The organism is Nostoc sp. UHCC 0252 (assembly GCF_034931145.1).
Lineage (GTDB): Bacteria > Cyanobacteriota > Cyanobacteriia > Cyanobacteriales > Nostocaceae > Nostoc.
The window spans coordinates 12,286-37,585 of record NZ_JAYGHE010000007.1 but is presented as its reverse complement, the minus strand read 5'-3'; the positions used below and the strand labels follow the sequence as shown (position 1 = coordinate 37,585).

Genomic DNA, 25,300 nt, shown 5'->3' with positions numbered 1-25,300 from the left:
AGCTAACGCTATCGACTTCAACCTGAGCCATTCTGGTATTCTCCCAATGGCAATGGGAATATCTCCAAGTAAAAGATGTGGTGGCTAAGGCATGAGCTACTTTATCGCACTACTTTCTCACAATCCAAAATTGCCATCAGCGAGTACCACTACCATGCTGACTGTCAGGGCCACCATAATTTGGTGGGATATATGTGTCTGTTAAATTTTCAGAATCGACTTTGCGGACGATTAAAGTATTGCTGCTAGCAGCACCAACAGTATTAGCACTTGCAGTACTCAATATACCTGTGCAAATGCCAATTTTCGGTATTAATATGTAAGCACCTATACAGAATATTATCAACTTTGTGATTCGGGAGTTAGTTTTCATCGGTTTCAGTAAATTTACTAGTTTTTTATTTAAAACGTATTTCTATTGACTCAAGTATTTTTACTGTTGTTTAAAAAACAAATATTTTAACTTTATTAAATTATTGCTAATGCTCTACAAGTAATTTTGGTATTTGTTTGTACATTAGCTTTAGTCAATCTGCTGGTATTAAATAGTTTCTATACTTAAGCATCATTCTTAATGAGCCGTTTTTACATCAGTCTAAAGTTAGATATGTTGATAAATTACTATAAGCATTCTGCCTAGTTTACCATTTATTAATAATATCTTAATATTCCTAAGTATAAACACTATGTTTTTTACTTCCGAGTTTATAAATTATGAAATAATACTTATCATATCGTATAGTTATGTTGTAATAAAAATAAAGATATATGAAGATAAAACAACGTAATTGTTATATTGTAAGGATTTCAAAAACTATGGGACTATTAAGTTACGTAATAACTACGTACAGTACAAATAGACTTTTAAGGTAATAAAAATAACAAACAATATTTAGGGAAATTATTTCTGGTGACTAATTTCCTTGCTTAGGGAACTCCAAAAAATAAATTATTCAATTTTTGAACTGCACTAAGATTTTCCCTCCCCTTGCCCTTAAAGCTTTGGGATATTTTTATTTGGAAGTCTCCATCTTGTCTAAAAAACTACTTCTAGCCATACACGAACTGCTTTTTCAAAATGTGCAACGTACATCTTGAAAGTTCACATTCCTAATTTGAGCGTAAAAATTTTTACTAAATTGAGAAAAATCTGAAAGCTTGATTATTGACCAATTAAGCAAACTCGTAGCGATTTTTACCCAGTCGTTTGGCACGATACATTGCTGCATCTGCTTGTTTCATCAAAGTTTCACTGTCTTGACTATTGTATGGATAGACACTAATACCAATACTGGCAGAGATTCGGATTGCATAGCCGTCCAAAACAATAGGCTTGGTAATACTGCTTAAGATTTTTTCGGCAATCTTAGCAGCTATTTTGACATTAGGAATTGCCCGTAAAATTATAGTAAATTCATCGCCGCCCAAACGAGAAACTGTATCACTAGCGCGTAAAGAGTTGCTGAGTCTTCCAGCGATAGTCATTAGTAAGCGATCGCCCGTCTCGTGCCCTAGAGTATCATTGACTTGCTTAAAGCCATCTAAATCAATAAATAGGAGTCCCAGCAACAGGTTATTGTGTTGTGCCCAATGTAACGACTCATAAAGCTGTTCAGCAAAAAATTTGCGATTGGATAAACCGGTGAGGGGGTCGTGATACGCTAAATAACGCAAGTGGTCTTCTTTGAGCTTTAATTCATTATTAGAGCGGAATAGTTCAGCAGCAGTCCGCTTCAGCTGCTCCTCCATTAGCTTGCGCTGAGTAATATCTCGGATGACTCCAACTAAAAAGAAATTGCCAGCTGCGTCTTTGTGGAGCGATCGCTTAGTGGCAATTTGATGAGTCTGTCCATCGGCATTTGTAAATTCTTCTTCATGTTCTTGGGGTTTTTGAGTCCGAAACACGAGGTCATCTTGTTGCCGAAACACATCAGCTTCATGTTTAGGGAAAAAGTCATAGTCTGACTTTTCAATTAACAACTTATTCGGATAACCGATAAATCGACAATACGCCTCATTTAAAACAATCCACTGGTGTTGTTCATTTTTCACAAAAATTGGATCGGGAATCGTATTGATTACGTGATGCAAAAATTCTTTAGAACGTTTCCACTCTTCCTGCATGTGGGCAATATGACTAGTCATCCAAATAGCTGAACTGCCAAAGCTAAACAGCGAGGGAATGAGCGGTATCCACCAACCATACAAGAAAGCAAAATACGCACTTAGAGTCAACACAAAACAAGAAACTATGATACTGAAAAAGCTTCTAGTTGCGTGTCGTATTCGCCATGTCGTGACGGCTCCCAAATAAGACCACATAAAAATCCACAAGTCTTCCACTAAGTCAGTCCAGACTTTCAATAATGGTCGTCCTTGCAGAGCGGCTGAGATTAACTCACTAATAAAGTAAGCTTGCAGTTGAATACCAGCTACAGGCTTTGCCGTACCCATTCTGCTGGAGTAGGGAATGAATACAAAGTCCTGGAGGCTGGGTGCAGTGGAGCCAATGAGTATAATCCGATCTTTAATTAAGTTTTCCTGAACTTTATCTGCCAGTACATCTTTCATCGATACCTGACGAAAACTACAAAATTCTCCAGATAAACTTTGACATTTGGGTTTGGGAAAGTTGGTCAAAATTTGGTAGCCTTTGGCATCAGCTCGCACATAAGCACCATCATTAGCCTCAAAACGAGTAAATACTGCCTTACCCAATTGCAAATACTTAGGGTTGCTTTTTGCTTTGGTGGGAGTAATTCCCTTTGGCTTTAAATACAATAAAGCCAACTTCAGCGCAAAACTTTCGTGCGCCTTATTGTTAATGTGCCAGTATAACAAGCTGCGTCGGACTTTACCATCAGGATCATACAGTACGTTGTTAAAGCCCACTTGCTCCTGATTTAATCCTACTGGAGGCGGAACCTGAACGTTTTTGTCATTTGCTAGCAGTTCAATCCCAACTAAATTGGGTGTTAACTTATAAACGTTACGTAGCTCTTGATTACCAGGCGCTACTGGCAAATTTCTGTAGATATCTAAGCCAATAGCGCGGGGTTTGTAGACATTTAATTTTTGCAACAGCTGGGCAATCTTCCTATCTGGAATCGGCCACGCACCTACTTCGTCTAAATAGGCTTCATCAATCACTACGATTGTAATACGCTCTTCAGGCGGTTCTTCTGGACGTAGGCGAAAAAATTGATCCAAAGCTGCCAACTCCAAAGATTGCAATAATCCAATGGAGTGCAAAACTAGGACGCAGACTGCAACACTAGCGGCAGTCATCAATTCTCTATGTCCTCGACTAAGCGATTGTTTTAGTCTAAAGATTAGCTTTACAAAACGCTTGTCTAGCTGCTGATTCATTCCCATTACCTAGTGGGGAGAAATATTCTCTATTTCCTGTAGCTATTAACTACTCGGACTAACATAGCTCAAGGGAGAGCTAAATAGAGTTTCTAAGAGTTTTTTCAATTCTGAAAGATTCTTCAAGACATCCTGATATTTGTGATGTACTAGCATATATTGAGGTCAATTATCTTACCAAACGGCAACTAGGACTTTTTTGGCTATCAGCACAAATTAAGTATCAATCTTGATTAAATTCCTTCAGCTTTAGGTGCTTGCGGATAAAAGCCGCAGGAAAATTGGTTATTGGGTATTAGACAAAACCTATTATCTATTACCAAAAACAAAAAAGCCAACTGGAAACAGACTTTGCTGTATTCATCCAGTTGACTGTACTGAGTCCTGATAGCAATTCTGTGTGAGGTTGGGCTTTATTCCAGTAGAGGCAATTCATGGATTGCCTCTAAATCGCAGCTAGGTGAGAGTTTCTGAAGGTAATTACCTCAAATACTTGAAGTTGCGAGGCCCTGTGTAACCAGAAACTCTTGCTAGTTCCTCTAGGTTTTGGACTCCACTATAGCTTGTACCATTGATAATCCAAGTGGGAAAGCCTTCAATTTTTGCAGCTTTACACAGTTCTGGTTGAGCTTTTAGCCCATCGGGAGCGCACTCTACCTTAATATCACTCTTGACTATTTCATCGGCTTCTTTACCAAAAAGTAGCTTTTGTTCATGGCAGTGAGGACACCAGTAAGCACTGTATTGCTTCGCGCCTACCTTTGCAAGATGACGTGCTAAGGCTATTTCTGCCTCACCAGAAGTAGTGGTGATTTCCCAACCGAACGCTGGGTTAGGGTTTGTTTTGGGAGTAAAGGTAATTTTTGCAGGTTGTCCAGGAGTTTCAGGCGTAACATTTGATTGATTCACGCCAGCATAGACACCTAAAGTTCCAATCAGCGTTACCATCCCGACAATCAGAGCGGTAAATAATATTTGTCCAATATCCTCCCAAGTCCGACCGATAATCGTCAGTACCAAAAGACTGAGGGAGAATAAAGCTGAACCAATACAGTAAAGACAAGCAGCTTGGATTTGAGATGCCAGCACATACATTAAGTAGCCGCTAAAAACCGACATGGCGATCGCACCCACCAACAGCAACCACCATGTCCAATTTTCTAATTGTTTGCGGCTATTGTTTTCCCCTGATTTAAATACCAAGGGAGCCAAAGCCAATATCACCATACTGATATATGCCAAAAATCCAAACAAAGCTAACGGCTGACCAAAAACTGTTGCCCAAGGACTAGAAAGCACATCGTTACAGCCCTTAGCACCAGCTTGTGCTACACAAGCTGCACTGCCCCCTGTTAACTTTTCTATGGTGAGATAACCTGTGATTAAAGCACCGCATCCAGCGATCGCGGCAATTAATGGACGTGACCATTTATGAATCCAAGGAGTAGAACGACGGCGAATCATAAACTGCTATTGGGAATTGGGAATTGGGAACTTGTACTGAGCGAAGCCGAAGTATTGGGAATTGGGAATTGGGAATTGGGAATTGGGCATGGATCAATAAATCAATAGTTCTTCCCCTGCCCCCTGCTCCCTGCTCCCTTGCCTCTTCCCCACTCCCTACTTTTTAAGAATGTAACTTCACTTGCTCTACTGATTTGCTTTCACTTTTGGAATTCCAACTGCGACGGGCAGCTTCGACAAATTGACTGACGCGAATTGGGTCAATTGGTTGCTCTATGCGTCCGTGACGTTTCAGAGAACTGGAAACTATTACACCATCTGCTGCCTGCATCAATGTATCAATATTTTCCCAACTCGCCCCGCTACCGATGAATACTGGCGTGCCAGCTGCTGCATCACAAGCTAGTTCCAAATCTTCTAAGTTAGGTGGGCTACCGGTAGCCCAACCAGATAAAATCACTCCGTCTGCTAAACCCCTTTCAATGGTGTCTTTCACAGCCACTGTGAGATTTGGAGAACTCAAAGGACGGGCGTGCTTTACCAACACATCGGCCAGGATTTTAACATCGCTGCCTAACTCCCGTCGATAGCGGAGTAGTTGATGGGCTTCTCCTTCAATTAATCCCTGATCGGTCGCCATTACCCCTGTGAGGACATTGACGCGGATGAATTGCGCCTGCACACAGCTAGCGATCGCCATTGCACTTTTACCGTCATTTCGCAAAACATTTAACCCTACAGGCAAAGTCACCAAGTTTTGTATCCTTTGCACCACGATGGTCATGGCACTCACAACCACTGGATCCACTTGGTTTTTGGTAAAGGGCGCGTCGAAAAAATTCTCCACAATCAGACCGTCAACCCCTCCGCTTGCTAGGGCTGCGGCTTCTTGCTCGGCTCGGTCAATCACCGCTTTTAGACTACCTCCCCAACGGGGTGAGGTAGGCAGTGGTAGCAGGTGAACCACGCCAATAATCGGTGAGCGAGTTTTAAATAATTGATATAAGTCCACGTCTTTAATCCGCCTCGCGGAGTCCAGAGTCTAAAATTTTTTGACTATTGATTATATGACCCTTGACTCTTGACTTTTCATTAACTAGTCAAATGTGTTTTATGATAGTCGGTTTATTGCCTCCTTCCTTAGATGGAAATTGGCGTGAAACCTCCCATAAGATATGTTAAGATAAAACTTGGCTACAAGAGGAGTTTGCCACTCACTAGACGCAAGGCAGCTTTCCGTGGTTTAGGCATCTTGTCCGCGCCCAGTCGCAGCACTTGCCAATCGCCAGGCTAGCATTACTGCTTTATCAAGCGTAGTCGCTTTCGTCGATTTCCCGGAGGGTAGCGACTTCTCAACAACAAGCCCTTTGGGCGGCTTCCCGATGGGTAGATTAACAACGCACACGCTATGGTAATGTAAAATACCAATAGGCAAATTGTTAAAAAAGATTACAAGTGTCAAATGTACCCAAAGACACTTCAATTTACCCTGGGGAACAGATTGATAGGAATATCATAACATGACCTCTATTTTTATTTATTGATAGGGTTATGAGTCCACGTCCAGTTACTAACAGTGGGAATTTGCCACTGTAGTGTTTCCATGAGGATGCTGATAGCAAAAAAGCGAAGTTAGCGCCGGAATGTTTGACAACAAGAAAAAAAATGAAGATATTTTCAAAATATGGGTGACAAGCCAACAATTGCCATTTCTCACCTGGGCTGCGAGAAAAATCGAATTGATACAGAACACATGCTGGGAATGCTCGTAGAAGCAGGCTACGGTGTAGATACAAATGAAGAGTTAGCAGATTACGTTATTGTTAATACTTGTAGTTTTATTGAAGCAGCCCGGCAAGAATCTGTCAGAACTTTGGTAGAACTGGCAGAGGCAAATAAAAAGATCGTAATCACTGGCTGTATGGCGCAACACTTCCAAGAGCAACTTTTGGAGGAATTGCCCGAAGCAGTAGCTGTGGTGGGTACAGGCGATTATCACAAAATTGTTAATGTAATTGAGCGTGTTGAACTTGGCGAGAGGGTCAAACAGGTTAGTATTGAGCCAACCTACATTGCCGATGAAACTACACCGCGCTATCGCACTACAACGGAGGGCGTAGCTTACCTCCGCATTGCCGAAGGTTGTGATTATCGTTGTGCATTTTGTATAATTCCTCATCTTCGAGGGAACCAGCGATCGCGTACTATTGAATCTATAGTCGCCGAAGCCGAGCAGTTAGTTAGTCAAGGGGTAAAGGAAATTATTTTAATTTCCCAAATCACCACTAATTACGGTTTGGATATCTACGGGAAGCCAAAATTAGCCGAACTACTTCGCGCTTTGGGGAAAGTAGATATACCGTGGATCAGAATGCACTATGCTTATCCCACGGGACTGACCCCAGATGTGATCGCGGCGATTCAAGAAACACCAAACGTCTTGCCTTATCTGGATTTGCCCTTGCAACATTCTCATCCAGAGATTCTCCGCGCCATGAACCGTCCTTGGCAAGGGCAGGTAAATGATGGGATTATAGATCGCATCAAAACGGCGCTACCAACAGCCGTACTGCGGACAACATTTATTGTTGGTTTCCCAGGAGAAACAAGAGAACATTTTGAGCATCTACTAGAGTTCGTTCAACGGCATGAATTCGATCATGTTGGCGTCTTCACCTTTTCCCCTGAAGAAGGAACTCCAGCTTACAAGCTACCAAATCAGTTGCCCCAAGAGGTGATGGACGATCGCCGATACCAACTGATGGAACTCCAGCAACCGATTTCTCAAAATAAAAATCAACAGGAAGTAGGCAAAATCGTCGATGTCCTGATTGAGCAAGAAAATCCTGAAAGTGGTGAATTAATAGGTCGTTCAGGTAGATTTTCCCCAGAGGTTGATGGTCTGGTGTATGTCAAAGGCCAGGCAAAGTTAGGAACCATCGTGCCAATAGCGATTCACCACGCTGATACATACGACCTCTATGGTCAAGTAGTCAATAACTAAATTGTCATCTGTCTTTTGTCCTTTGTCCTTTGTTAAATGACCCTTACAGATTCATCCTTATATTAAGGTCAATGCTGCATTAATAGCAGTTTTCATGAGGGTTTACCTGAAATGCTGGCGGACTTGTTGACATAGCCTCTCCAAGATTTGAGGTCTCGCTACCGCCCTAAGCTCACTAATGACTAATGACTAATGACTAATGACTAATAACTAATGACTAATGACTAATCCAAAATCCTTAGATAAAATTTAGGACGAATTAATGACTCTTTCATTTCAAGAATTAGGCATTTCCCAAGAACGTGTCGCCCAACTAGAAAAAATCGGTTTTACCGAACCAACTAACATTCAAGTCCAAGCAATTCCCCAATTGCTGGGTGGCCGTGATGTAGTAGGTCAATCTCAAACAGGAACAGGCAAAACGGCCGCATTCTCACTGCCAATATTAGAACGGTTAGATATTAATCAAAGAGCCGTACAAGCCATAGTTTTAACACCAACTCGTGAATTAGCAATGCAAGTTCACGATGCGATCGCACAATTCATCGGCAATGAAGGATTGCGAGTGTTAGCAATCTACGGTGGTCAATCAATTGACCGTCAAATGTTACAACTCAAACGTGGCGTTCACATGGTCGTGGGTACTCCCGGACGGGTGATCGATTTGCTCGATCGCGGCTGTTTAAAGCTCGATCAAGTGAAGTGGTTTGTGTTGGATGAAGCCGATGAAATGTTGAGCATGGGCTTCATTGACGATGTAATCAAAATCCTCTCGCAAGCGCCCGTAGATCGCCAAACAGCTTTATTCTCGGCAACCATGCCACCATCGATTCGGATGTTGGTGAACAAGTTCTTGCGATCGCCTGCAACTGTCACCGTTGAGCAACCAAAAGCTGCTCCCAACAAGATTAATCAAGTAGCTTACTTGATCCCCCGCCATTGGACAAAAGCCAAAGCATTACAGCCGATTTTGGAAATGGAAGATCCAGAAACAGCTTTAATCTTTGTCCGCACCAGACGCACAGCCGCAGAACTCACCAGTCAGTTACAAGGCGCTGGTCACAGTGTCGATGAATACCACGGTGACTTGTCGCAACAAGCGCGGGAACGGTTATTAGTCAGATTCCGTAACCGTCAAGTTCGCTGGGTAGTAGCAACTGATATTGCAGCACGAGGGTTAGATGTCGATCAACTCTCTCATGTAATCAACTTCGACTTACCCGATAGCGTAGAAACTTACGTCCACCGGATTGGTCGTACAGGTCGTGCCGGTAAAGAAGGAACAGCAATCTCTCTAGTACAACCATTTGAGCGGCGCAAACAGCAAACATTTGAACGTCATAACCGCCAAAGTTGGCAACTGCTGTCGATTCCTACACGCGCACAAATTGAAGCAAGACACATTCTGAAATTGCAAGAACTGGTGCGGGAAGCTTTGACAGGTGAGCGTTTGGCTTCATTCTTGCCAATTGTCAGCGAACTGATTGAAGAATACGATGCTCAAGCGATCGCCGCAGCAGCACTACAAATTGCTTACGATCAAACTCGTCCCGCTTGGTTGAGTTCAGACGTGGAAATTCCTCAAGAGGAATCCTCTGCTCCCAAACCAAGACTCGGCAAACGTCGTGAATCTTCTAGCGATCGCCCTCGTACTGCGTGGAAATCAGATAGTAACAATGGTGAAGAAAGACATTCTTCTCCCAAGCCCAAACTGCGGACAAGTGGGCAGGATTCTTCTGCATCTCCTAGTAAAAAGATAGGTTCACCTACAGGTAGGGAATCAGCTTCTTAGTCAACAGTTAGAAGTTAATCAATTTTGGATTTTAGATTTTTTCTTCAATCCAAAATCCAAACATAAAATTGGAGAGTTGAGAGTTAAGAGTCAGGATTTTGACTTTGGCTCTTGACTTTTTGGCTTTTTTGGTAACTTTTTCTATTAGTTTGTAGGAAGATCAATTAAAGATGCATTCTTCGTGGTTTTATGTTCACTATTCCAGACTTAGAGCAACTACAAGCAGAGCATCCAGAATGGCAGATGGAGCTAGTAGACGGAAATATAGTTGTTATGGGGCCATCAGATTATGAGTCAGAGGAAATTGGTGCTGAGTTAGTTAGATTACTCGGCAACTGGGTACGCCCACAGAGGCTAGGACGGGTAACTGGTTCTAGCGCTGGCTTCATTTTACCTACCTTAGAAACTCAAAACGGTAAAGAAGCTGATAACGAAAAACGAAATCTCCGCGCTCCTGACGTGTCTTTTGTTCGTGCTGATAGATTGAAAACAAGCAAGCGCGACTTTGTAGAACTTGTACCTGACTTGATGGTAGAGATAAAATCTAAGTCAGACCGGATCAAACCACTGGTAGAAAAGATTCAGCTATTCTTACAACTCGGATGTACAGTTGGTATCTTGATTGATCCTGACAAATTAACGCTCACAGTTTATCGGCTCAACCAAGAACCAATAGTTTTGCAGGATAATGACAAACTGACACTACCAGACTTATTACCAGGTTGGGAGCTAGTAGTGTCAGAAATTTGGCCTCCTGTGTTTGAGTAGTTCAAAAATATTACAGCCAAGGACGACTAACTAGTTCTAACTCTCCAATTTCATCGTCGTTCAATCTCCAACCCAAAGCGCCAGCATTCTGACGCACGTGTTCGGCTGTCTTCACCCCAGCAATGGGAATAACGTTCCCCTGAGCAATTAACCAGTTGAGAGCAACTTGGGCAGGGGTGCGATCGTATTTTTCTCCGAAACTGTGTAGCAAAGATATAACTGGGGCAATTTTTTGTAAACCTTCTTTCTTAAATCGCGGATCTACTTTCCTTGCACCAGTAGGAGTTTCAGTACTATCAATACTGTACTTGCCTGTAAGTAATCCCTGTGCTAAAGGACTATAAGCCAAAATAGTCACACCCAACTCACGGGCAGTTGCCATAATACCTTTGCTTTCAACTTGACGAGTGAGTAAAGAATAGCGCACTTGGTTAACAGCCAAAGGCACTCCCCGGGCCGCCAATATTTGATGCGCGTCTCGCATTTGCTCTGCTGAGTAATTACTCACACCGACTGCCGCAATTCTGCCCCGCTTCACTTCATCTGCTAGAGCATTCATCAAAGTTTCTTGGCTTAAAAAGAAAGCAAAAGGCCAATGCACTTGATACAGGGCGATTCGCTCAAGTTGTAACCGTTTGAGGCTTTCTGTTAAAGCATCAGAGACAGATTGGGCTGTAAATCGCCACGGTAGGGGGCCAAATTTTGTGGCGATTTGTACAGGTTGTTGTGTCTGTTGCAGAAATTGCCCCAAAAATTTCTCTGATAGTCCCATTCCATAGATTTCGGCAGTATCAAAGAAGGTAACACCAGCGTCTAAAGCTGCTGTAAAGGCTTCTTGTAACTGTTCTGGGCCGTAGCGATCGCCATAACTCCAAAATAGTTTATCACCCCAAGCCCAAGTGCCTATGCACAAGGGTGTAACAGATGGGCCATTTTGCCCCAATGTGATATTTTCCACGGTTGCAAAATTTAGTTTATTTACATTTCTTTACTTTTATAGTGTATCGTTACAGCGCGATCGCCACCACTTGGCTACAACTCATGTTGTGCGTAGGCGTAGCCCGTCGTAGACATCGCGCCTTGCATAAACAAGATCCCCGACTTCTCGAAGAAGTCGGGGATCTGCGAACTGCAATTCTCACAAATCAAATAGGATTGCTATAGTTGAGTGTATTTACTTGTATTTATGAATTAGATGATTTATCCTGCTTGGCTTTTTTGATTAATTCCATGTAGACATTAATCTCACTAATTTCGATATCATGCTCAACTCTAGTTACTTTCCATTTCTCCTTTTTTAGGTAAACTTCCTCTCCTACTCTGGGAGTAAATTGGAGATCATAGAACTTTTTGAGAAAATCTTTTTGATTTTCTTCCCATAATATTACTTTGACTGGTTCTTTACTCATTGCTTATGCCTTTTGGGTTATTAGATGAAGGTAAGTAGTTTGATGACATACGGCAAGTTTATCTTACTAATTCAATGGAATAGCGTAGTAAAAACCACATTTTCACATAGATGTTTTTATCTGGCTTCATTGTGTCCGATAAATTTACAGAGTAATACTATGACTCTAGTAAGCACCTATAATCAGAGTTTAATTACTTCTAGATAGCTTATTAAAGCAATCCAGAGATTAAAGACCTTTTATGGCTAACCGTGCTAGTAAATATCTTGAAACATTTCCATACTCACTAATACAATCACTGTGTTATCACTAATGCTGGAGTGCGATCGCTATTATACTCTTCCTCGAATTCAACAAGGACAATTAACTATTGAAACTTCAGTAGCTTTGAGTTTGAATAATTTTAAGCTTCAAGTTCTGAATCTGAAATAGGCATATCTGTTGTTATATTTTGGTGCGATCGCTCTGGATACCATAAAAAGGTAATTGAGGATTTTAATCAAGCTCTCCTCATTTTGCCAAAATATGACAATAGACATGAAATGTCCATTCTATGTGTTTTGCTGTGCGGCAAGCTGGACAGTTTCTATATCAACATTCAGATGTTGAGCAATCTCCTCTATACTCATCCCTGTTTTTAGTAACAGAGGCACGATAAGTTTCAACATTTCAGTTTTCCGTTCTTCTCGACCCTCGGCTTTCGCTTCCTGATAAACCCTTGTTTGCTCCAAAGTCAATCCCAGCAGCATAGCTTCAACTTCTTCATTCTATGTGGTTGACTGTGCAGCAATCTGGACAGCTTCTATATCAACATTGAGGTGTTGAGCAATCTGCTCCACACTCATCCCTGTTTTTAGTAATAGAGGAACGGTAAGTTTCAACATTTCAGCTTCCCGTTCTTCTCGACCTTCTTCTCGACCCTCTTCTCGACCCTCTTCTCGACCCTCAGCTTTAGCTTCCTGATAAACCCTTGTTTGCTCCAAAGTCAATCCCAGCATAGCTTCAACTTCCTCTCTACTCAAGGTCGAAAACTTATAAACGGCGATTGTGGTGATGATGTCTAGTATTTCGTTTTTCGGCAGTGTGTCCGTTTCCTCTAATTTTACTCGCTCAATCAATTGCTTTGCTTGCTCGGCCATCACTTCATCCGATGCTAGAGTCAACTGCATTAAGTTGATACCTATTGGCTGCTGATTAGTCGCGCCTAACTCATCTAAATAGATTCGTTGCACTTGGTCGCTGTTGAGAAATATTCGATGAGTTCTTTTATCGCTTGGTTCCAAAGAGCGTGATGAAAAAATTACCACACAGAACCAGTCATCGTACTGAAAACGATTCCGGTTCAGGTACATCAACGACTCGGTAAAGAACCGATGGTAGAGCGCTTCATCCTTTTGGAATTGAACTTCAGCAAAAAAGATCATCCTGAATGTTGCATCCTCTGGAGGTAAAAACACACCATCGATGCGAAAAGCGGTTTCTTTGACTTCAAGTGATTCAAACCGATAGTTTTGCCCTTGCAGAGGAGGATTATCAACCAGTTCAAAGAGTAAACCAGGAAAGCGCTTAAAAATTTGATAGTAAATGGAGTCTCGTTTCACTACTTCATCCTAAAATTCTCTCGTACCAAGCCATAGAAATTAATCCTAACTTGGCTGAAGCTTATGCTAATTGAGATGTTGGTATGAACATTTGCCAAATAAGTGCGATGCCTGTGGCGGACGTTCGCGTAGCGTCTCGTTGGCGCAGCCTCTCGTAGAGAAGAGAAGCCATCGCAACTTCAACTTTTCATTCGCTGATTTGGAGCGGGTAGGGTTTATCTTTATTTAAAGAGAGAGAGATTAAATCCTATAAACTATACGAAAAAGTAGCTATGGCAAGCGGTGAAGTATTTGATACCCAAAAAAAATCCCTATCTGTGCCAAGGGTAAACCTGCTGACTATGTTCCGGCTGGGTTTATTTCAAATGGGGTTGAGCATGATGTCCATTTTGACTCTGGGGGTACTCAACAGAGTCATGATTCAAGAAATAGCAATTCCGGCGACGCTGGTAGCAGTAGTTTTAGCACTACCCCTATTTGTTGCTCCTTCCCGTGTCTGGTTTGGACAGATTTCCGATGCCAAGCCGTTATGGGGATACCACCGCACAGCTTATGTTTGGGTGGGTGCGGCGATATTTGCGATCGCAGCATTTTTAGCTGTACAAGTGATATGGCAAATGAATCTTGCTGGAAATAGTGCAGGTGCTTGGGTATGGACAACCCAAACAATCGGCTGGACAGCACTTTTGGCTTTAGTTTTCGCTGTATACGGTCTAGGAATTTGTGCTAGCGGTACTGCCTTTGCTGCTTTATTAGTGGATATATCTGAAGAAGATAACCGTTCTAAAGTAGTCGGTGTGGTTTGGTCGATGTTAATGGTGGGGATTATTGTTGGAGCAATTATCAGTGCCAGCTTGCTAAGACAGTTAACGCCAGAAGCAACCGTGGAAACCTTGCAGCCAGCAATCAACAGATTGTTTACTATTGTCCCAGCAATTGTATTTGGTTTAGCGATCGCAGCCACATTCGGCGTAGAAAAAAAGTACTCCCAATACTCAACCCGTTCCACACTGGCGAACCGGGAAGACAGCATTACTCTAGGCAATGCTTGGAAAATCTTGACAGCTAGCCCACAAACAGGTATATTTTTCACCTTTTTATTGGTGATGACCATCAGTTTGTTTATGCAAGACCCGATTTTAGAACCTTATGCGGGTCAAGTGTTTAAAATGCCCTTAGCGGAAAGTACCAAATTAAATATTTTTTATGGAATGGGTTTACTAATTGCCTATGCCGTTACGGGTTTTTACATTGTCCCGCGTTTGGGTAAGCGCAGAACTGCACGTTTTGGCTGTATGTTAGTAGCATTCTGTGCAATATTGCTCGGTATATCAGGATTCACAGCTAATGCCGCAGTTCTCAAACTAGGTTTGTTCTTTTTCGGTTTAGCCGCAGGTTTCTTAACTACAGCAGCAATTAGCTTGATGTTGGATCTTACCGCAGCAGAAGCCGCAGGTACGTTTATTGGGGCATGGGGATTAGCGCAGTCCCTCTCTAGAGGAATTGCGGTAGTAATTGGAGGTACAGTTTTGGATATTGGACGCAGGCTGTTACCAAGCCTAGAGTTAGCTTATGGACTGGTATTTGCCCTAGAAGCTGTGGGAATGGTGGTATCGATTTGGTTTCTGAATCGGGTGAACGTCACAGAATTTCAAACAAGTGCCAAGCAAGCGATCGCATCTGTTTTGGAAAGCGATTTAGACTAAACTGTATAGGGCATGGGGCACTTGTACTGAGCGAAGTCGAAGTATTGGGCATTGGGTATGGGACAAATGACCAATGACAAATGACAAATGACAAATGACAAATGACTATTAACCAATGAATGATTTTTGGACAACAATTCTAGATTTTGCCCAAACTACCACTACCAGAGTGGGCAAGCAGCTAATGCAAGATTTTGGGCAAGTCCAGGCTTCCCAAAAAGCTGATGGTAGTTTGGTGACGCAAGCAGATAAATGGGCAGATCAGGAAATTCGAGATGCGATCGCTTCTACTTTCTCTGGTTACGGCATTTTGAGCGAAGAGAGCGATCAATCATTTCCCGGTACTGAGTGGTGCTGGGTAATTGATCCTCTCGATGGTACAACCAACTTCACACGCGGCATTCCTCTCTGGACAATATCTCTGGGTTTACTGTATCGAGGTACGCCCATTTTTGGGTATGTTTACGCACCAACATTAAATCAAGCTTTTCATGGTTTTTGGCCAGGTTCATCGGGGTTAGCAACGCCAATGGGAGCATTTCTCAACCTCCACCCCATCCACAGTAGTGTTGATAGTCCCAGCAACAATCACTTTTTCAACCTCTGTTCTCGTAGCACCGCAGCTATGAAAAACGGCTTTCCCTGTAAAATTCGGATGTTGGGTGTTGCTAGCTATAACTTTTTGACGGTTGCCACTGGAGCAACATTAGGTGGTATTGAGGCGACACCAAAAGTTTGGGACTTAGCGGGGGCTTGGGTAATTGTTCAGGCTGCTGGCGGTGTTTGGTCATCGCTGAAGTCAGAACCGTTTCCATTGTCAGCAGGAGAAGATTATAGCGATCGCTCTTTTCCCACTTTGGTTGTCAGTCGTCCCGAATTAGTTCCGGTATTTCAACCTTTTCTAGATGGCGTAAAAATTTAATCAGCTGCTCTCACACTTAAAACAGTTACTTTGTCAATCAGAGTAGTAAGTAGTCACATCCCCGACATCAAAGTTAATAAAGCCCTAGTCAGACAGAGAATTGAGTATAAATAAAACTGGTAATAATCCTGATTTAAGTGCAAAACCAATGTAGTTACTAATTTAAGTACCGTTGTGGCTTATATCACACTGCTTAATTTAGTATAAATAATTTTATGTTGTCTAATCTAGATTTAATTCGAGAGTTTGTGCAAAACTCTATCCAGAAAAAAGAAGTTTTGTTGTCAAATCCTGCTTTGACAGCGCAAACAGTTTATAAGACTAACCAACTGACAGCAAAAACTGAAGGTGTGATTGCAACCTTCCAGCTATCTAACATATTATCTGAATTCTCGATTTCTCCAAAATCATCCCAGTGGGAATTGATAAATCAGGTATTAGCAGAATATAGTTATCTTCTCAAAGGAGAAGTAGATAGTCGGGGTTTTTATCAGTATCAATACAGCGAAGTTCCCAAAGGCTATGAGATGCACTGTACTAAATCTGTACTTCTATGGCGAGCTTGGTGGAAATATCGCAAATATACTTCAAGGCTAGGGATTCCCTTGGAACTTCTGATTAGAAGGCGAGATTCATGGTATCCAATTAGGGATTTAATTATTAGTGACGGGCTTCTTTATATCAAAACATTAGGAAGCGAGATAGCACTTGACTCAGAAGACTTGGTTACTTGGTTAAGCAAAATTGATGTAACTAAAACTAAAGAAATACCTAATACAGAGACATGAATGTAGCTATGGGTGTGCAGATGTACGCCCCTACAAATAAGTGATTATTTTGCAAAGATTTTTGAAAGTGGTATGACAACATATTAGGCAAAGGACGTGAAGCAAAATGAAAGGACTTTGGCTCGAAAATAACCAGTTGCAATTACGTACAGATATTCCCATTCCTGAACCGCCAGAGGGAGAAGCTTTGGTACGCGTCTTGCGTGCGGGTATCTGTAACACTGACTTGGAACTACTCAGAGGCTACTATCCTTACACTGGAATTTTGGGGCATGAATTTGTCGGCGTGGTTGAAAAAGGGCCAGAACACTTAGTTAACCAACGTGTAGTTGGAGAAATCAACGCTGTGTGTGGGCATTGTCGGTTTTGTCTCGATGGACAACCAACTCACTGCGAAAATCGCACAGTTTTAGGTATTGTTAATCGGAATGGAGCCTTTGGTGAATATCTTTGTTTGCCGGTGGAGAACCTACATTTAGTACCCGATAATGTGCCAACAGAAGTAGCTACGTTTACCGAACCCATAGCAGCAGCTTTAGAAATTCAGCAGCAAGTACCATTGCATCCAAACGATCGCGTGTTAGTGGTTGGAGATGGTAAATTAGGGCAGTTAGTAGCCCAGACACTAGCCCTAACTGGCTGTGAACTCTTGGCTGTAGGGCGGCATCAAGACAAACTTGCTAACTTACAGGCACGGGGGATTAAAACTGGTTTAGCTGATGCTGTGAAAGATGGATATTTTGATATCTCAGTAGAATGTACTGGGAACCCAGAAGGATTTGCGATCGCCCGTCGTGCCCTCCGTCCCCGTGGTACGCTTGTTCTTAAAAGTACCTATGCTGGCAACCTCAGCCTAGATGTTTCTTCCTTAGTAGTGGATGAAATCACCCTCATCGGCTCTCGTTGTGGCCCCTTTACACCAGCCCTCCAGCTACTAGCCACAGGACAAGTTGACGTACAACCCTTGATTCATGCCACCTACCCCCTCATTGAAGGGCTTGCGGCTTTTGAACATGCCCAGAGTAAAGGTGTTTTAAAAATATTGCTGGAAATTGGTCAATAGTTATTGAACATTGGGCAAACTCTTTCCTAACCCCCAGTCCCCAATCCCCAGTCCCTAATACAAATAAGGATTCGTCTTCGGTTGATAGTCCATACAATTGATCGCTTCTTCTGTATTGGCAATAGATGGGCGGACAGTACATTTGAGGCGGTAATTGTCGGTAAAAAATTGGCAACCACTACAGGGGATTTGATGCATAAGTTTGGCTGTAGCCACGCTATCTCGCGCCGCCGTCCAGAGATTTAAGACAACGAGAATAGTTACAGTCCAAGCAGTGATAAAGCATATTGGGACTAAAAAAGGTTGAATCCCATGAATGAGGAAAGATATAAGTTCTAACATGGCATTTTCTGATACAAATTTGGAGTTAAAAGTATATTAACTCTTAACTCCTAATTCATAACTTCTCACTATAGAAGTATATTAAATGCCAGCATGACCCAGCGCTAAACCTGTTACGAGCATTCCCAAAACAAGGAACGGTTGGGCGCTGGCTTGGTACTTAACATCATTCTTCACAGGATCGCGCAGAAAATACATATCCTGCAAGGTGATTTGCGGAATGATTAAGAGTATTAGTATTGTTGCATACAAATTCTCATGGATACTGACGAGATAAGCCGCTATCAATCCTTGAAATACATCAATTGTCACGACACAAATCCATGCCGCAGTTGTGATGCCAAACATTACGGGTAGTGAATTTAATCCTAACTGGCGATCGCCTTCTACACTCTTAAAGTCATTGACAATGGCAATACCCAATCCAGCCAAGCTGTAGAACATTGTCAAAATTATAATTGTGGAATTGAGATCGCCAAACAAAGCATGTCCTGTAGACCAAGGTAGGGTGATATAGCTTGCACCCAAGGCGTAGCTACCTAGCCAGCCGTTTTGCTTGAGTTTCAGGGGAGGTGCAGAATAAATATAGGCGATGAAGGAACCGATAATTGCGATCGCTGTAATTGTCGGGAATTCATGACCAGACCACACGTCCAGCGCAAATGCCAAACCATAGCCAGCAATCAGTAATACCCAAATCTGAATAATTACCTGGGGTAGGGGAATTGCCCCAGAGGGAATCGGGCGATAGGGTTCATTGATGGCATCGATTTCGCGATCGTAGTAATCATTGAGGATTTGGGTATAACCTGTCATCAATGGCCCAGCCAGAAGCATACAGGTTAATACTTTCAACACATTTTCCAGTGTCCAAGTATAGTTACCCGAAGAAGCCGCACCACAGACTACGCCCCAAATTAGGGGAATCCAGGTAATCGGCTTCATTAGCTGCAAACGAATTTTCCAAATTGAAGTTTCCCCAGCAGCTGCACCTTTCATCCCCAGCAACTGCCTAGTTTTCGCATTGCGATCGTTTGTTGCTATTGCTTGCTTACTGGCATTAATTGCTACTGAGTCTATAACCTCAGTTGGATTGGGGTCTGGGTTAATGGGAGTTGATTCTGACATAATTTTTACTGATTAATTGGGAATTGGGAATGGGGAATTGGGAATGGGGAATGGGGAATGGGGAATGGGGAATAGTAAGTTCTAAGCTTGACGCTTTACGCTTTGTGTTCAGAGGTTGAAGTTTCGAGTTCAGAAGTCGAAGTTCCGATTTCAGAAGTCGAAGTTCCGAGTTTAAAGGTCGAAGTTTCAAGTTCAGAAGTCGAAGTTTCAAGTTCAGAAGTCGAAGTTCCGAGTTCAGAAGTCGAAGTTCCGAGTTCAGAAGTCGAAGTTCCGAGTTCTGAAGGTCGAAAGTTCCGAGTTCTGAAGGTCGAAGTTTCGAGTTCAAAAGTCGAAGTTCCGAGTTCAAAGCTCAAAGTAATCATTTTTCCTCTGAACTCCCCACTTCCCATTCCCCACACTTCGGCTTACCTCGGCTTCTCTGCGAGACGCTACGCGTTAGCGGAGCTTTCGCTTTAGCGATACCCTCGGCACAAGTTGCTCAGTAAAAGTTCCCAATTCCCCATTCCCCATTCCCCATCTCCCATTCCCCATTCCCCATTTCCATAACTTAAAACGAAATTATCAAATAATTATTCTGAAACTTTGCTCCAGCGACGGATCTGCCACTCAAAGCCGGGGGTAGGGGAATATTCCGGCGCTGGTCTCCTGCTTCTACCGTGACTTCTGGCCCATATTGAGTGAGTTTGACTTGCTTTTTGTCAAAACTTGGTAAGAATAGGCGTACTTGACGATTTTGGATGTCTATTTCAATTGGCTTAGGAGCCTGTAACGCTTGTGCTTCAAAGTTGGGTAGTGCGTCTATCAGTGGTTGCCAGTCACCTGTTGGCGAGTCGGGAACAACGCTCACAGGTAGGGGGATAAATTCCTCTGACAGATTGAGATTGACGTTTGTCTCAGGAGGCACAACTAGAACGCCACCGACAGTTAAACCAATTTGTTGAGCGCTACCCCACAAATAACGAGCATTTGCTACGTCAATGGGATCTCCTGTGGTCACTAAAAAAGCAGCAAGGCGCTTGGGGTCAGCAAGTGCGGCTCTCCCTTTTTCCAAGAAATTATTGACTTGGTTAGTGGGCGCTGCAAAATTATCTGCTGTCCAGTTGATATTGAAAAAGCTGCTAATTAGAGGTTGGATTAAGGGGGATTCAGTAATTGTCTTTCCCAAATCGGAATTGACAAACAATTGCCGAAATCGCCGAATGTACCAACTGAGAGATTCTGGCAAACCCAACATTCGCAACATTAAAGAGTCACCCGTGCCATCGTAGACGATCGCATCATATTTGCCACTGGCATCATATTCGCGGACAGCATTGAGGGCTAGGGCGTTGTCCATTCCTGGCAATACTACCAGTTCTTGACCAAAAACGTCTTTGAAGATGGGCGTGCGGAGGTATTGCGCTTCAAGTTTTTTCACTTCGTCCCAGTTGCGCTCAAGCAGTACAGATGCTTGAAACTGTACCGCCTGTAATTTGGGAGCGATTTCTTGAGGATCGGCAGCAATGGGAGTACCCAACAGGATTGATAATGTGGGTTCTGCTTGTCCTGCTAGAAGTACGCGCTTGCCTTGACTTGCCAATAATTTGGCGGCGGCGATCGCAATTTTGGTACGAGCGGTGCCGCCTTTGCCCAAAAATGTCAATATTAGAGCCATTACTTGATTCCTATTTTCACCGCCGGTCTTTTCAATTCCAACTTAGCACTCAACAAAGAATCTCAGCTTCTGCTTAAAATTTCAGAAGCCAAGAAAAACGCAGTTCTGAGTTATTTACAACTACACAGGTTTGATTTCATCTTCAAAAAACCAAGTTGAAGTATTGTCGTCAAACATCACCACGACACCGATCCCAGCACCATCGGTAACTTTGTAGCCTTGGATAATACCCACTTGTCCTAGTTTTTTCACAATTGGGGGAGAAACGCGATCGCGCAAACGAAAGACTTTAACCTTTTGTCCGATTTCCATGCCTGATTACAATCCAACAAACCAAGTCTCAGTGTAGCGGAATCCGTGACTCAGCTTTCACAAATTCAGTGGAGATGAGGGGCAAAATTATAAGTGCGTGTCCTAACTGCTGATCTAACAGCTTAAAATTAAATCAACAACCAAGCGAATGTTTGTGAGAGCGCAAAAGCTAGAACAGCAGATGCCCGATGCAAGACAGTTGTTAAGTGATGAGCCGGAAATGGAAATTTCATTGCATTATATGCATCTGCTGCTAGTCACTTCCCTTGAGTTGCTGTGAAGTGAGTGTGATGATTTCTTTATCGTTGTAAATCTAGCCGATGGTGATTGAGTTCCAACACCAAAGGAAGCTGCTATTACAGCGCAACACGCATCAGAGCCAGAATTGAAGTTTGAACAAGAACAGCTGCGCTGGCAACAGTTGGCAGAACATTTTCGAGCGCTGGGAGTTAATCCAGAGAGTTTAAGTTAAAGAAAAACTCGCCACCTTAAAATCCTTAAATAAAGCAGCGTTGCCAATAATATTTATATTTATAGTAAAAATGCAGCTGGTAATATCTGTTTATTGTATGATTATCAAATTTGGATAAGATTTGATAAGTAACAATTTATTCTCCAAAAAAGACAAATATACTTTCATTGCTCTAAAGCTCTATAGAAAAGAATTAGGTGTGTAGGTAGTGAAGCAGGAAGCAAGGATTGTTACAAAAAATGCAAAATTTTGTACGTAAAGCGGTAAAGTTGAGGCGCATACTGCCTGTAAGTGAAGAGGTATGGGCAAAATTCGACTTGCTGAGAATTTTGGTTAGGCGAGATTTAGAAGCGCGGTATAAAGGTTCTATTTTAGGCAATTTGTGGCCTTTGCTAAATCAGTTATCACAATTACTGATTTACACTTATGTATTTTCGGTTGTGTTGAAAGTAAAGTTAACTCTCAAAAGTTTACCAGAAAATAACTTCACCTTTGGTTTGTGGGTATTTGCAGGTTTGCTCCCCTGGATTGCTTTTACAGGGGGTTTGCTCCAGTCTGCTAATTCAGTAGTAGGACAGCCGAATTTAGTCAAAAAAGTTGTATTTCCCCTAAGTTTGTTACCCCTAGTGCCAATTTTATCTACGTTTATTGAGAGTTCCTTTGGTTTAATAGCGTTGATTTTTTTTGTAGCAACAATTTCTCATACTTTACATCCTACCTTGGCGCTATTACCGTTGGTTTGGCTAACGCAGTTATTATTAACGGCAGGATTGGGTTATTTGGTGGCAGGACTAACCGTGTTTTTGCGAGATGTCCCGCAGACTTTAGGGGTGATTTTAAATATTTGGTTTTACGCAACACCGCTTGTCTATCCAGCATCAGCAATTCCAGAGCAATGGCGGAGTTTAGTATTTTGGTTAAATCCCATGACTGCGATCGCTGAAATTTATCGTGACATAGTTTTAGTTGGGGAGGTGCAACATTGGGGAGAATGGGGTGTATCGTCTGCGATCGCAGTTATTATATTTTGTACTGGATTTGTGGTATATAAGCGGTTGCGTCCGGCTTTTGCTGATGTATTGTAAATATGATCTCTTCATCTCCTTTTGGTAATTGTGTGAGAGTTGTGAAAATTAACAGTAAAAGTATGGGAGAAGAAATCGCTATTTCCTTAAAAAACGTTTCTAAATGTTACAAGCGTTATCATCATCCTGTAGAAAGGTTGAGAGAAATTCTACTGCCTAATAAAAGCTATGGACAAGAATTTTGGGCTTTACAGAATATTAACTTAGAAATTCCCAAGGGACAAACATCAGGAATCATCGGGCGTAACGGCTCTGGAAAAAGTACCCTATTGCAAATTATTGCTGGGACTTTGATGCCAACCACAGGACAAGTGCAAGTACAAGGAAGGATATCAGCTTTATTAGAATTGGGTAGTGGTTTTAATCCTGAGTTTACTGGCAGGCAAAACGTATTTTTTAATGGTAGATTACTAGGCTTAAGTCAACAGGCAATCGAAGATAAGTTTGATGATATTATTGGCTTTGCGGATATAGGTGATTTTATTGATGAACCTGTAAAAACATATTCTAGTGGTATGTTTGTTCGCTTGGCTTTTGCTGTAGCGGTAAATGTTGAACCCGAAATTTTAATAGTGGATGAAGCTTTATCCGTAGGAGATGGAGTTTTCGTTCATCGTTGCATGGCAAAAATTAAAGATTTTCAAGATGCAGGAGGAACAATTTTGTTTGTTTCTCATGATTTAGGTTCAGTCTCTCGCCTTTGTTCTGAAGCTATATGGATTAATGATGGTCAAATAGTAGAGCAAGGTAAACCAATTGATATTAGTAAATCATACCAAGCATGGATGTATGACAAAATTAATGAGAGACTAAAAAAAGACTCTGATTACGGGATTAATGTACAAAGTGACAAAGAAACACTCCCAAATGTCGAGGTAATTCTAGACGTTAGCTCAGATAACAAATCAGCTACTAACAATAAAATAAACCCATTTACTAGTAATGAATATTTAGCATTTCATAACACTAAAAGATTTGGCACGGGACGCTGTGAAATTATTAGCTTAGAAGTCTTAAATGAACAAGGAGAAAAAACAGGTTTTGTTATGCCTGATGAATGGTTAATACTTCAAACCAAGATAATTAGTTATGATGACATTTTAAGTCCAATTGTAGGTATGACCATATTTGACAGACTCAGAGTATCTGTAACAGCATGGAACACAACACAATGCAAGTATCAACTACCTAAAATTAAAAAAAATCAACTGATTTCTGTTAATTTTAAAATCAAGTGGCCGCATATTAAAAGTGATAATTATTCTCTAGAACCAGCGATAGCTGATGGGAATCAAGATAGCCACGAAATGATGGACTGGTTACAAGCTTGTGTCGCTATACAATCAGGAGTAACAGACCTAACTTTTGGATTTATGAGGTTGACTGATGTCAACATTAATCATACGTTAGAAGTAGTGACAATCAATCATATAATAAATCAAAAATAATTAAAAATGATTGTTTTCTATTGATTATTATTCAGCACAGGCATTGGTTGGTAGCGGTTAATAAAGATTAAAAAGTGAAAATTAAAAGTATATTGAAAAATATGGAATTTACAGGCGAGAGATACATTCCTGCTGTTGATGGGCAAATAAAGTACGAGCATCTACATAGGTATGCCTTATGTCTTGATTTTGTAATTGGCAAATCTGTATTAGATATTGCTTCGGGTGAAGGTTACGGTTCTGCATTACTAGCAAGAGTTGCAGAATCTGTCATCGGGGTTGATATTAGTTCCGAAGCTGTAGAATACTCATCGCAAGAGTATTGTACCTACAACAACCTCAAGTTTCTGTTGGGTTCATGCGAAGCTGTACCATTACCAGACAATTGTGTTGATGTAGTAACATCTTTTGAAACTATCGAGCATCATGATAAGCATGAAGAAATGATGCAAGAGATTAAGCGAGTTCTCAAGCCAGAAGGAATACTAATTATTTCTTCTCCAAATCGCTTGACTTATTCAGACGAACCAAATTATTCAAATCCATTTCATGTTAAAGAGCTTTACTACAACGATCTAGTGAGCTTACTTGGTAGTAATTTTAAATATAGTAAAATCTATGGTCAAAGGCTGGCAACTGGCTCGTTTGTCTTTCCGCTAGAAGATAGCCAAGAAAAAAACTTAAAGGCATATAAGGGAAACCTAGATAATTTAAATCAGCAAGTTTGTAGTTTAAAATCACCGATATATTTTGTCGCTATATGTTCTGATGAATTAAGCAGAATACAAACGCCTATAGACTCTATATATATTGATGAATCAGATGATTTATTTCAAGTGCTAACGCACGCTCAACTCCAACAAACACAGGCAGAATTAGAGCGATCGCAGTCTCGACTACAACAAACCGAGGCAGAATTAGAGCGATTGCAGTCTCGACTACAACAAACCGAGGCAGAATTAGAGCGATCGCA

At 41.7% G+C, this 25,300-nt stretch carries 25 protein-coding genes; 13 read left to right on the top strand and 12 right to left on the bottom strand.

Annotation, left to right across the window (positions count from 1 at the left end; all coding sequences use genetic code 11):
• Window positions 1–136: 136 nt before the first annotated feature.
• The 4 genes from VB732_RS06605 to btpA form a co-directional block, all read right to left on the bottom strand.
• Window positions 137–373 (bottom strand): hypothetical protein, encoded by a 237-nt coding sequence (locus VB732_RS06605; protein ID WP_323230036.1) that lies wholly within the window; start codon window positions 371–373, stop codon window positions 137–139.
• A gap of 800 nt (window positions 374–1,173) precedes the next feature.
• Window positions 1,174–3,369, bottom strand: a complete 2,196-nt coding sequence (locus VB732_RS06600; RefSeq protein WP_323230035.1) for a CHASE2 domain-containing protein — start codon at window positions 3,367–3,369, stop codon at window positions 1,174–1,176.
• 480 nt (window positions 3,370–3,849) lie between these two features.
• Window positions 3,850–4,833, bottom strand: a complete 984-nt coding sequence (locus VB732_RS06595; RefSeq protein WP_323230034.1) for a vitamin K epoxide reductase family protein — start codon at window positions 4,831–4,833, stop codon at window positions 3,850–3,852.
• A gap of 163 nt (window positions 4,834–4,996) precedes the next feature.
• Window positions 4,997–5,845 carry a photosystem I biogenesis protein BtpA gene (gene btpA / locus VB732_RS06590; RefSeq protein WP_323230033.1) on the bottom strand — a complete coding sequence of 283 codons (849 nt, stop codon included), beginning with the start codon at window positions 5,843–5,845 and terminating at the stop codon, window positions 4,997–4,999.
• A gap of 672 nt (window positions 5,846–6,517) precedes the next feature.
• On the opposite strand from btpA, the gene rimO reads away from it, so the two are divergent.
• The 3 genes from rimO (at window position 6,518) to VB732_RS06575 (ending at window position 10,397) form a co-directional block, all read left to right on the top strand.
• Window positions 6,518–7,837: a 30S ribosomal protein S12 methylthiotransferase RimO gene (gene rimO / locus VB732_RS06585; RefSeq protein ID WP_323230032.1), complete on the top strand. Its 1,320-nt coding sequence runs from the start codon at window positions 6,518–6,520 to the stop codon at window positions 7,835–7,837.
• A 262-nt stretch (window positions 7,838–8,099) separates the two neighbouring features.
• Window positions 8,100–9,629, top strand: coding sequence for a DEAD/DEAH box helicase (locus tag VB732_RS06580; protein WP_323230031.1), 1,530 nt, complete (start codon window positions 8,100–8,102; stop codon window positions 9,627–9,629).
• Window positions 9,630–9,818: 189 nt separating this feature from the next.
• Window positions 9,819–10,397 carry a Uma2 family endonuclease gene (locus VB732_RS06575; protein WP_323230030.1) on the top strand — a complete coding sequence of 193 codons (579 nt, stop codon included), beginning with the start codon at window positions 9,819–9,821 and terminating at the stop codon, window positions 10,395–10,397.
• Window positions 10,398–10,407: 10 nt separating this feature from the next.
• Here the strand turns inward: VB732_RS06575 and VB732_RS06570 are convergent, their stop codons facing one another.
• Window positions 10,408–11,355 (bottom strand): aldo/keto reductase, encoded by a 948-nt coding sequence (locus VB732_RS06570; RefSeq protein ID WP_323230029.1) that lies wholly within the window; start codon window positions 11,353–11,355, stop codon window positions 10,408–10,410.
• A 41-nt stretch (window positions 11,356–11,396) separates the two neighbouring features.
• Here VB732_RS06570 and VB732_RS06565 point away from each other — a divergent pair, with 41 nt between their 5' ends.
• Window positions 11,397–11,561, top strand: coding sequence for a hypothetical protein (locus VB732_RS06565; RefSeq protein ID WP_323230028.1), 165 nt, complete (start codon window positions 11,397–11,399; stop codon window positions 11,559–11,561).
• Between the two features lie 20 nt (window positions 11,562–11,581).
• Here the strand turns inward: VB732_RS06565 and VB732_RS06560 are convergent, their stop codons facing one another.
• On the bottom strand, window positions 11,582–11,806 hold the full coding sequence (locus tag VB732_RS06560) for a hypothetical protein (RefSeq protein WP_109011393.1): 225 nt from the start codon (window positions 11,804–11,806) through the stop codon (window positions 11,582–11,584).
• 300 nt (window positions 11,807–12,106) lie between these two features.
• On the opposite strand from VB732_RS06560, the gene VB732_RS06555 reads away from it, so the two are divergent.
• On the top strand, window positions 12,107–12,238 hold the full coding sequence (locus VB732_RS06555) for a hypothetical protein (RefSeq protein WP_323230027.1): 132 nt from the start codon (window positions 12,107–12,109) through the stop codon (window positions 12,236–12,238).
• Window positions 12,239–12,357: 119 nt separating this feature from the next.
• Here the strand turns inward: VB732_RS06555 and VB732_RS06550 are convergent, their stop codons facing one another.
• On the bottom strand, window positions 12,358–12,555 hold the full coding sequence (locus tag VB732_RS06550) for a hypothetical protein (RefSeq protein ID WP_323230026.1): 198 nt from the start codon (window positions 12,553–12,555) through the stop codon (window positions 12,358–12,360).
• 18 nt (window positions 12,556–12,573) lie between these two features.
• Window positions 12,574–13,407, bottom strand: coding sequence for an Rpn family recombination-promoting nuclease/putative transposase (locus VB732_RS06545; RefSeq protein ID WP_323230025.1), 834 nt, complete (start codon window positions 13,405–13,407; stop codon window positions 12,574–12,576).
• Window positions 13,408–13,679: 272 nt separating this feature from the next.
• Between VB732_RS06545 and VB732_RS06540 the strand changes: the two genes are divergently transcribed.
• The 4 genes from VB732_RS06540 (at window position 13,680) to VB732_RS06525 (ending at window position 17,886) form a co-directional block, all read left to right on the top strand.
• Entirely contained in the window at window positions 13,680–15,113 is a 1,434-nt protein-coding gene (locus VB732_RS06540; protein ID WP_323230024.1) for a BCD family MFS transporter, read from the top strand.
• A 115-nt stretch (window positions 15,114–15,228) separates the two neighbouring features.
• Window positions 15,229–16,035 carry an inositol monophosphatase family protein gene (locus VB732_RS06535; RefSeq protein WP_323230023.1) on the top strand — a complete coding sequence of 269 codons (807 nt, stop codon included), beginning with the start codon at window positions 15,229–15,231 and terminating at the stop codon, window positions 16,033–16,035.
• 215 nt (window positions 16,036–16,250) lie between these two features.
• The gene (locus VB732_RS06530; protein ID WP_323230022.1) at window positions 16,251–16,823 is read left to right on the top strand and encodes a hypothetical protein; all 573 of its coding nucleotides are present in this window, start codon (window positions 16,251–16,253) and stop codon (window positions 16,821–16,823) included.
• A gap of 106 nt (window positions 16,824–16,929) precedes the next feature.
• Entirely contained in the window at window positions 16,930–17,886 is a 957-nt protein-coding gene (locus tag VB732_RS06525; RefSeq protein WP_323230021.1) for an MDR/zinc-dependent alcohol dehydrogenase-like family protein, read from the top strand.
• Window positions 17,887–17,940: 54 nt separating this feature from the next.
• Here the strand turns inward: VB732_RS06525 and VB732_RS06520 are convergent, their stop codons facing one another.
• From VB732_RS06520 to VB732_RS06505, 4 genes are all read right to left on the bottom strand, one after another.
• A complete protein-coding gene (locus VB732_RS06520) occupies window positions 17,941–18,228 on the bottom strand; it encodes a hypothetical protein (protein WP_323230020.1) in 288 nt (95 codons plus the stop codon).
• Window positions 18,229–18,309: 81 nt separating this feature from the next.
• Window positions 18,310–19,356, bottom strand: a complete 1,047-nt coding sequence (gene chlG, locus VB732_RS06515; protein ID WP_323230019.1) for a chlorophyll synthase ChlG — start codon at window positions 19,354–19,356, stop codon at window positions 18,310–18,312.
• Window positions 19,357–19,903: 547 nt separating this feature from the next.
• Window positions 19,904–21,010, bottom strand: coding sequence for an ArsA family ATPase (locus tag VB732_RS06510; protein WP_323230018.1), 1,107 nt, complete (start codon window positions 21,008–21,010; stop codon window positions 19,904–19,906).
• 120 nt (window positions 21,011–21,130) lie between these two features.
• Window positions 21,131–21,322, bottom strand: a complete 192-nt coding sequence (locus tag VB732_RS06505; protein WP_323230017.1) for a DUF2862 domain-containing protein — start codon at window positions 21,320–21,322, stop codon at window positions 21,131–21,133.
• Window positions 21,323–21,470: 148 nt separating this feature from the next.
• Between VB732_RS06505 and VB732_RS06500 the strand changes: the two genes are divergently transcribed.
• The 4 genes from VB732_RS06500 to VB732_RS06485 form a co-directional block, all read left to right on the top strand.
• On the top strand, window positions 21,471–21,602 hold the full coding sequence (locus VB732_RS06500; RefSeq protein WP_323230016.1) for a hypothetical protein: 132 nt from the start codon (window positions 21,471–21,473) through the stop codon (window positions 21,600–21,602).
• Window positions 21,603–22,033: 431 nt separating this feature from the next.
• Window positions 22,034–22,879 carry an ABC transporter permease gene (locus VB732_RS06495; RefSeq protein WP_323230015.1) on the top strand — a complete coding sequence of 282 codons (846 nt, stop codon included), beginning with the start codon at window positions 22,034–22,036 and terminating at the stop codon, window positions 22,877–22,879.
• 62 nt (window positions 22,880–22,941) lie between these two features.
• Window positions 22,942–24,327: an ABC transporter ATP-binding protein gene (locus VB732_RS06490; protein ID WP_323230014.1), complete on the top strand. Its 1,386-nt coding sequence runs from the start codon at window positions 22,942–22,944 to the stop codon at window positions 24,325–24,327.
• 74 nt (window positions 24,328–24,401) lie between these two features.
• On the top strand, window positions 24,402–25,300 hold an 899-nt coding region (locus VB732_RS06485), incomplete at its 3' end, for a methyltransferase domain-containing protein (RefSeq protein WP_323230013.1).

Excerpts from the sequence above, each read along its gene's own strand:
- VB732_RS06605 (WP_323230036.1), bottom strand. The coding sequence starts at position 373 with ATGAAAACTAACTCCCGAATCACAAAGTTGATAATATTCTGTATAGGT.
- VB732_RS06600 (WP_323230035.1), bottom strand. The coding sequence starts at position 3,369 with ATGAATCAGCAGCTAGACAAGCGTTTTGTAAAGCTAATCTTTAGACTA.
- VB732_RS06595 (WP_323230034.1), bottom strand. The coding sequence starts at position 4,833 with ATGATTCGCCGTCGTTCTACTCCTTGGATTCATAAATGGTCACGTCCA.
- rimO (WP_323230032.1), top strand. The coding sequence starts at position 6,518 with ATGGGTGACAAGCCAACAATTGCCATTTCTCACCTGGGCTGCGAGAAA.
- VB732_RS06580 (WP_323230031.1), top strand. The coding sequence starts at position 8,100 with ATGACTCTTTCATTTCAAGAATTAGGCATTTCCCAAGAACGTGTCGCC.
- VB732_RS06575 (WP_323230030.1), top strand. The coding sequence starts at position 9,819 with ATGTTCACTATTCCAGACTTAGAGCAACTACAAGCAGAGCATCCAGAA.
- VB732_RS06560 (WP_109011393.1), bottom strand. The coding sequence starts at position 11,806 with ATGAGTAAAGAACCAGTCAAAGTAATATTATGGGAAGAAAATCAAAAA.
- VB732_RS06550 (WP_323230026.1), bottom strand. The coding sequence starts at position 12,555 with ATGCTGCTGGGATTGACTTTGGAGCAAACAAGGGTTTATCAGGAAGCG.
- VB732_RS06540 (WP_323230024.1), top strand. The coding sequence starts at position 13,680 with ATGGCAAGCGGTGAAGTATTTGATACCCAAAAAAAATCCCTATCTGTG.
- VB732_RS06535 (WP_323230023.1), top strand. The coding sequence starts at position 15,229 with ATGAATGATTTTTGGACAACAATTCTAGATTTTGCCCAAACTACCACT.
- VB732_RS06530 (WP_323230022.1), top strand. The coding sequence starts at position 16,251 with ATGTTGTCTAATCTAGATTTAATTCGAGAGTTTGTGCAAAACTCTATC.
- VB732_RS06525 (WP_323230021.1), top strand. The coding sequence starts at position 16,930 with ATGAAAGGACTTTGGCTCGAAAATAACCAGTTGCAATTACGTACAGAT.
- VB732_RS06520 (WP_323230020.1), bottom strand. The coding sequence starts at position 18,228 with ATGTTAGAACTTATATCTTTCCTCATTCATGGGATTCAACCTTTTTTA.
- chlG (WP_323230019.1), bottom strand. The coding sequence starts at position 19,356 with ATGTCAGAATCAACTCCCATTAACCCAGACCCCAATCCAACTGAGGTT.
- VB732_RS06510 (WP_323230018.1), bottom strand. The coding sequence starts at position 21,010 with ATGGCTCTAATATTGACATTTTTGGGCAAAGGCGGCACCGCTCGTACC.
- VB732_RS06505 (WP_323230017.1), bottom strand. The coding sequence starts at position 21,322 with ATGGAAATCGGACAAAAGGTTAAAGTCTTTCGTTTGCGCGATCGCGTT.
- VB732_RS06500 (WP_323230016.1), top strand. The coding sequence starts at position 21,471 with ATGTTTGTGAGAGCGCAAAAGCTAGAACAGCAGATGCCCGATGCAAGA.
- VB732_RS06495 (WP_323230015.1), top strand. The coding sequence starts at position 22,034 with ATGCAAAATTTTGTACGTAAAGCGGTAAAGTTGAGGCGCATACTGCCT.
- VB732_RS06490 (WP_323230014.1), top strand. The coding sequence starts at position 22,942 with ATGGGAGAAGAAATCGCTATTTCCTTAAAAAACGTTTCTAAATGTTAC.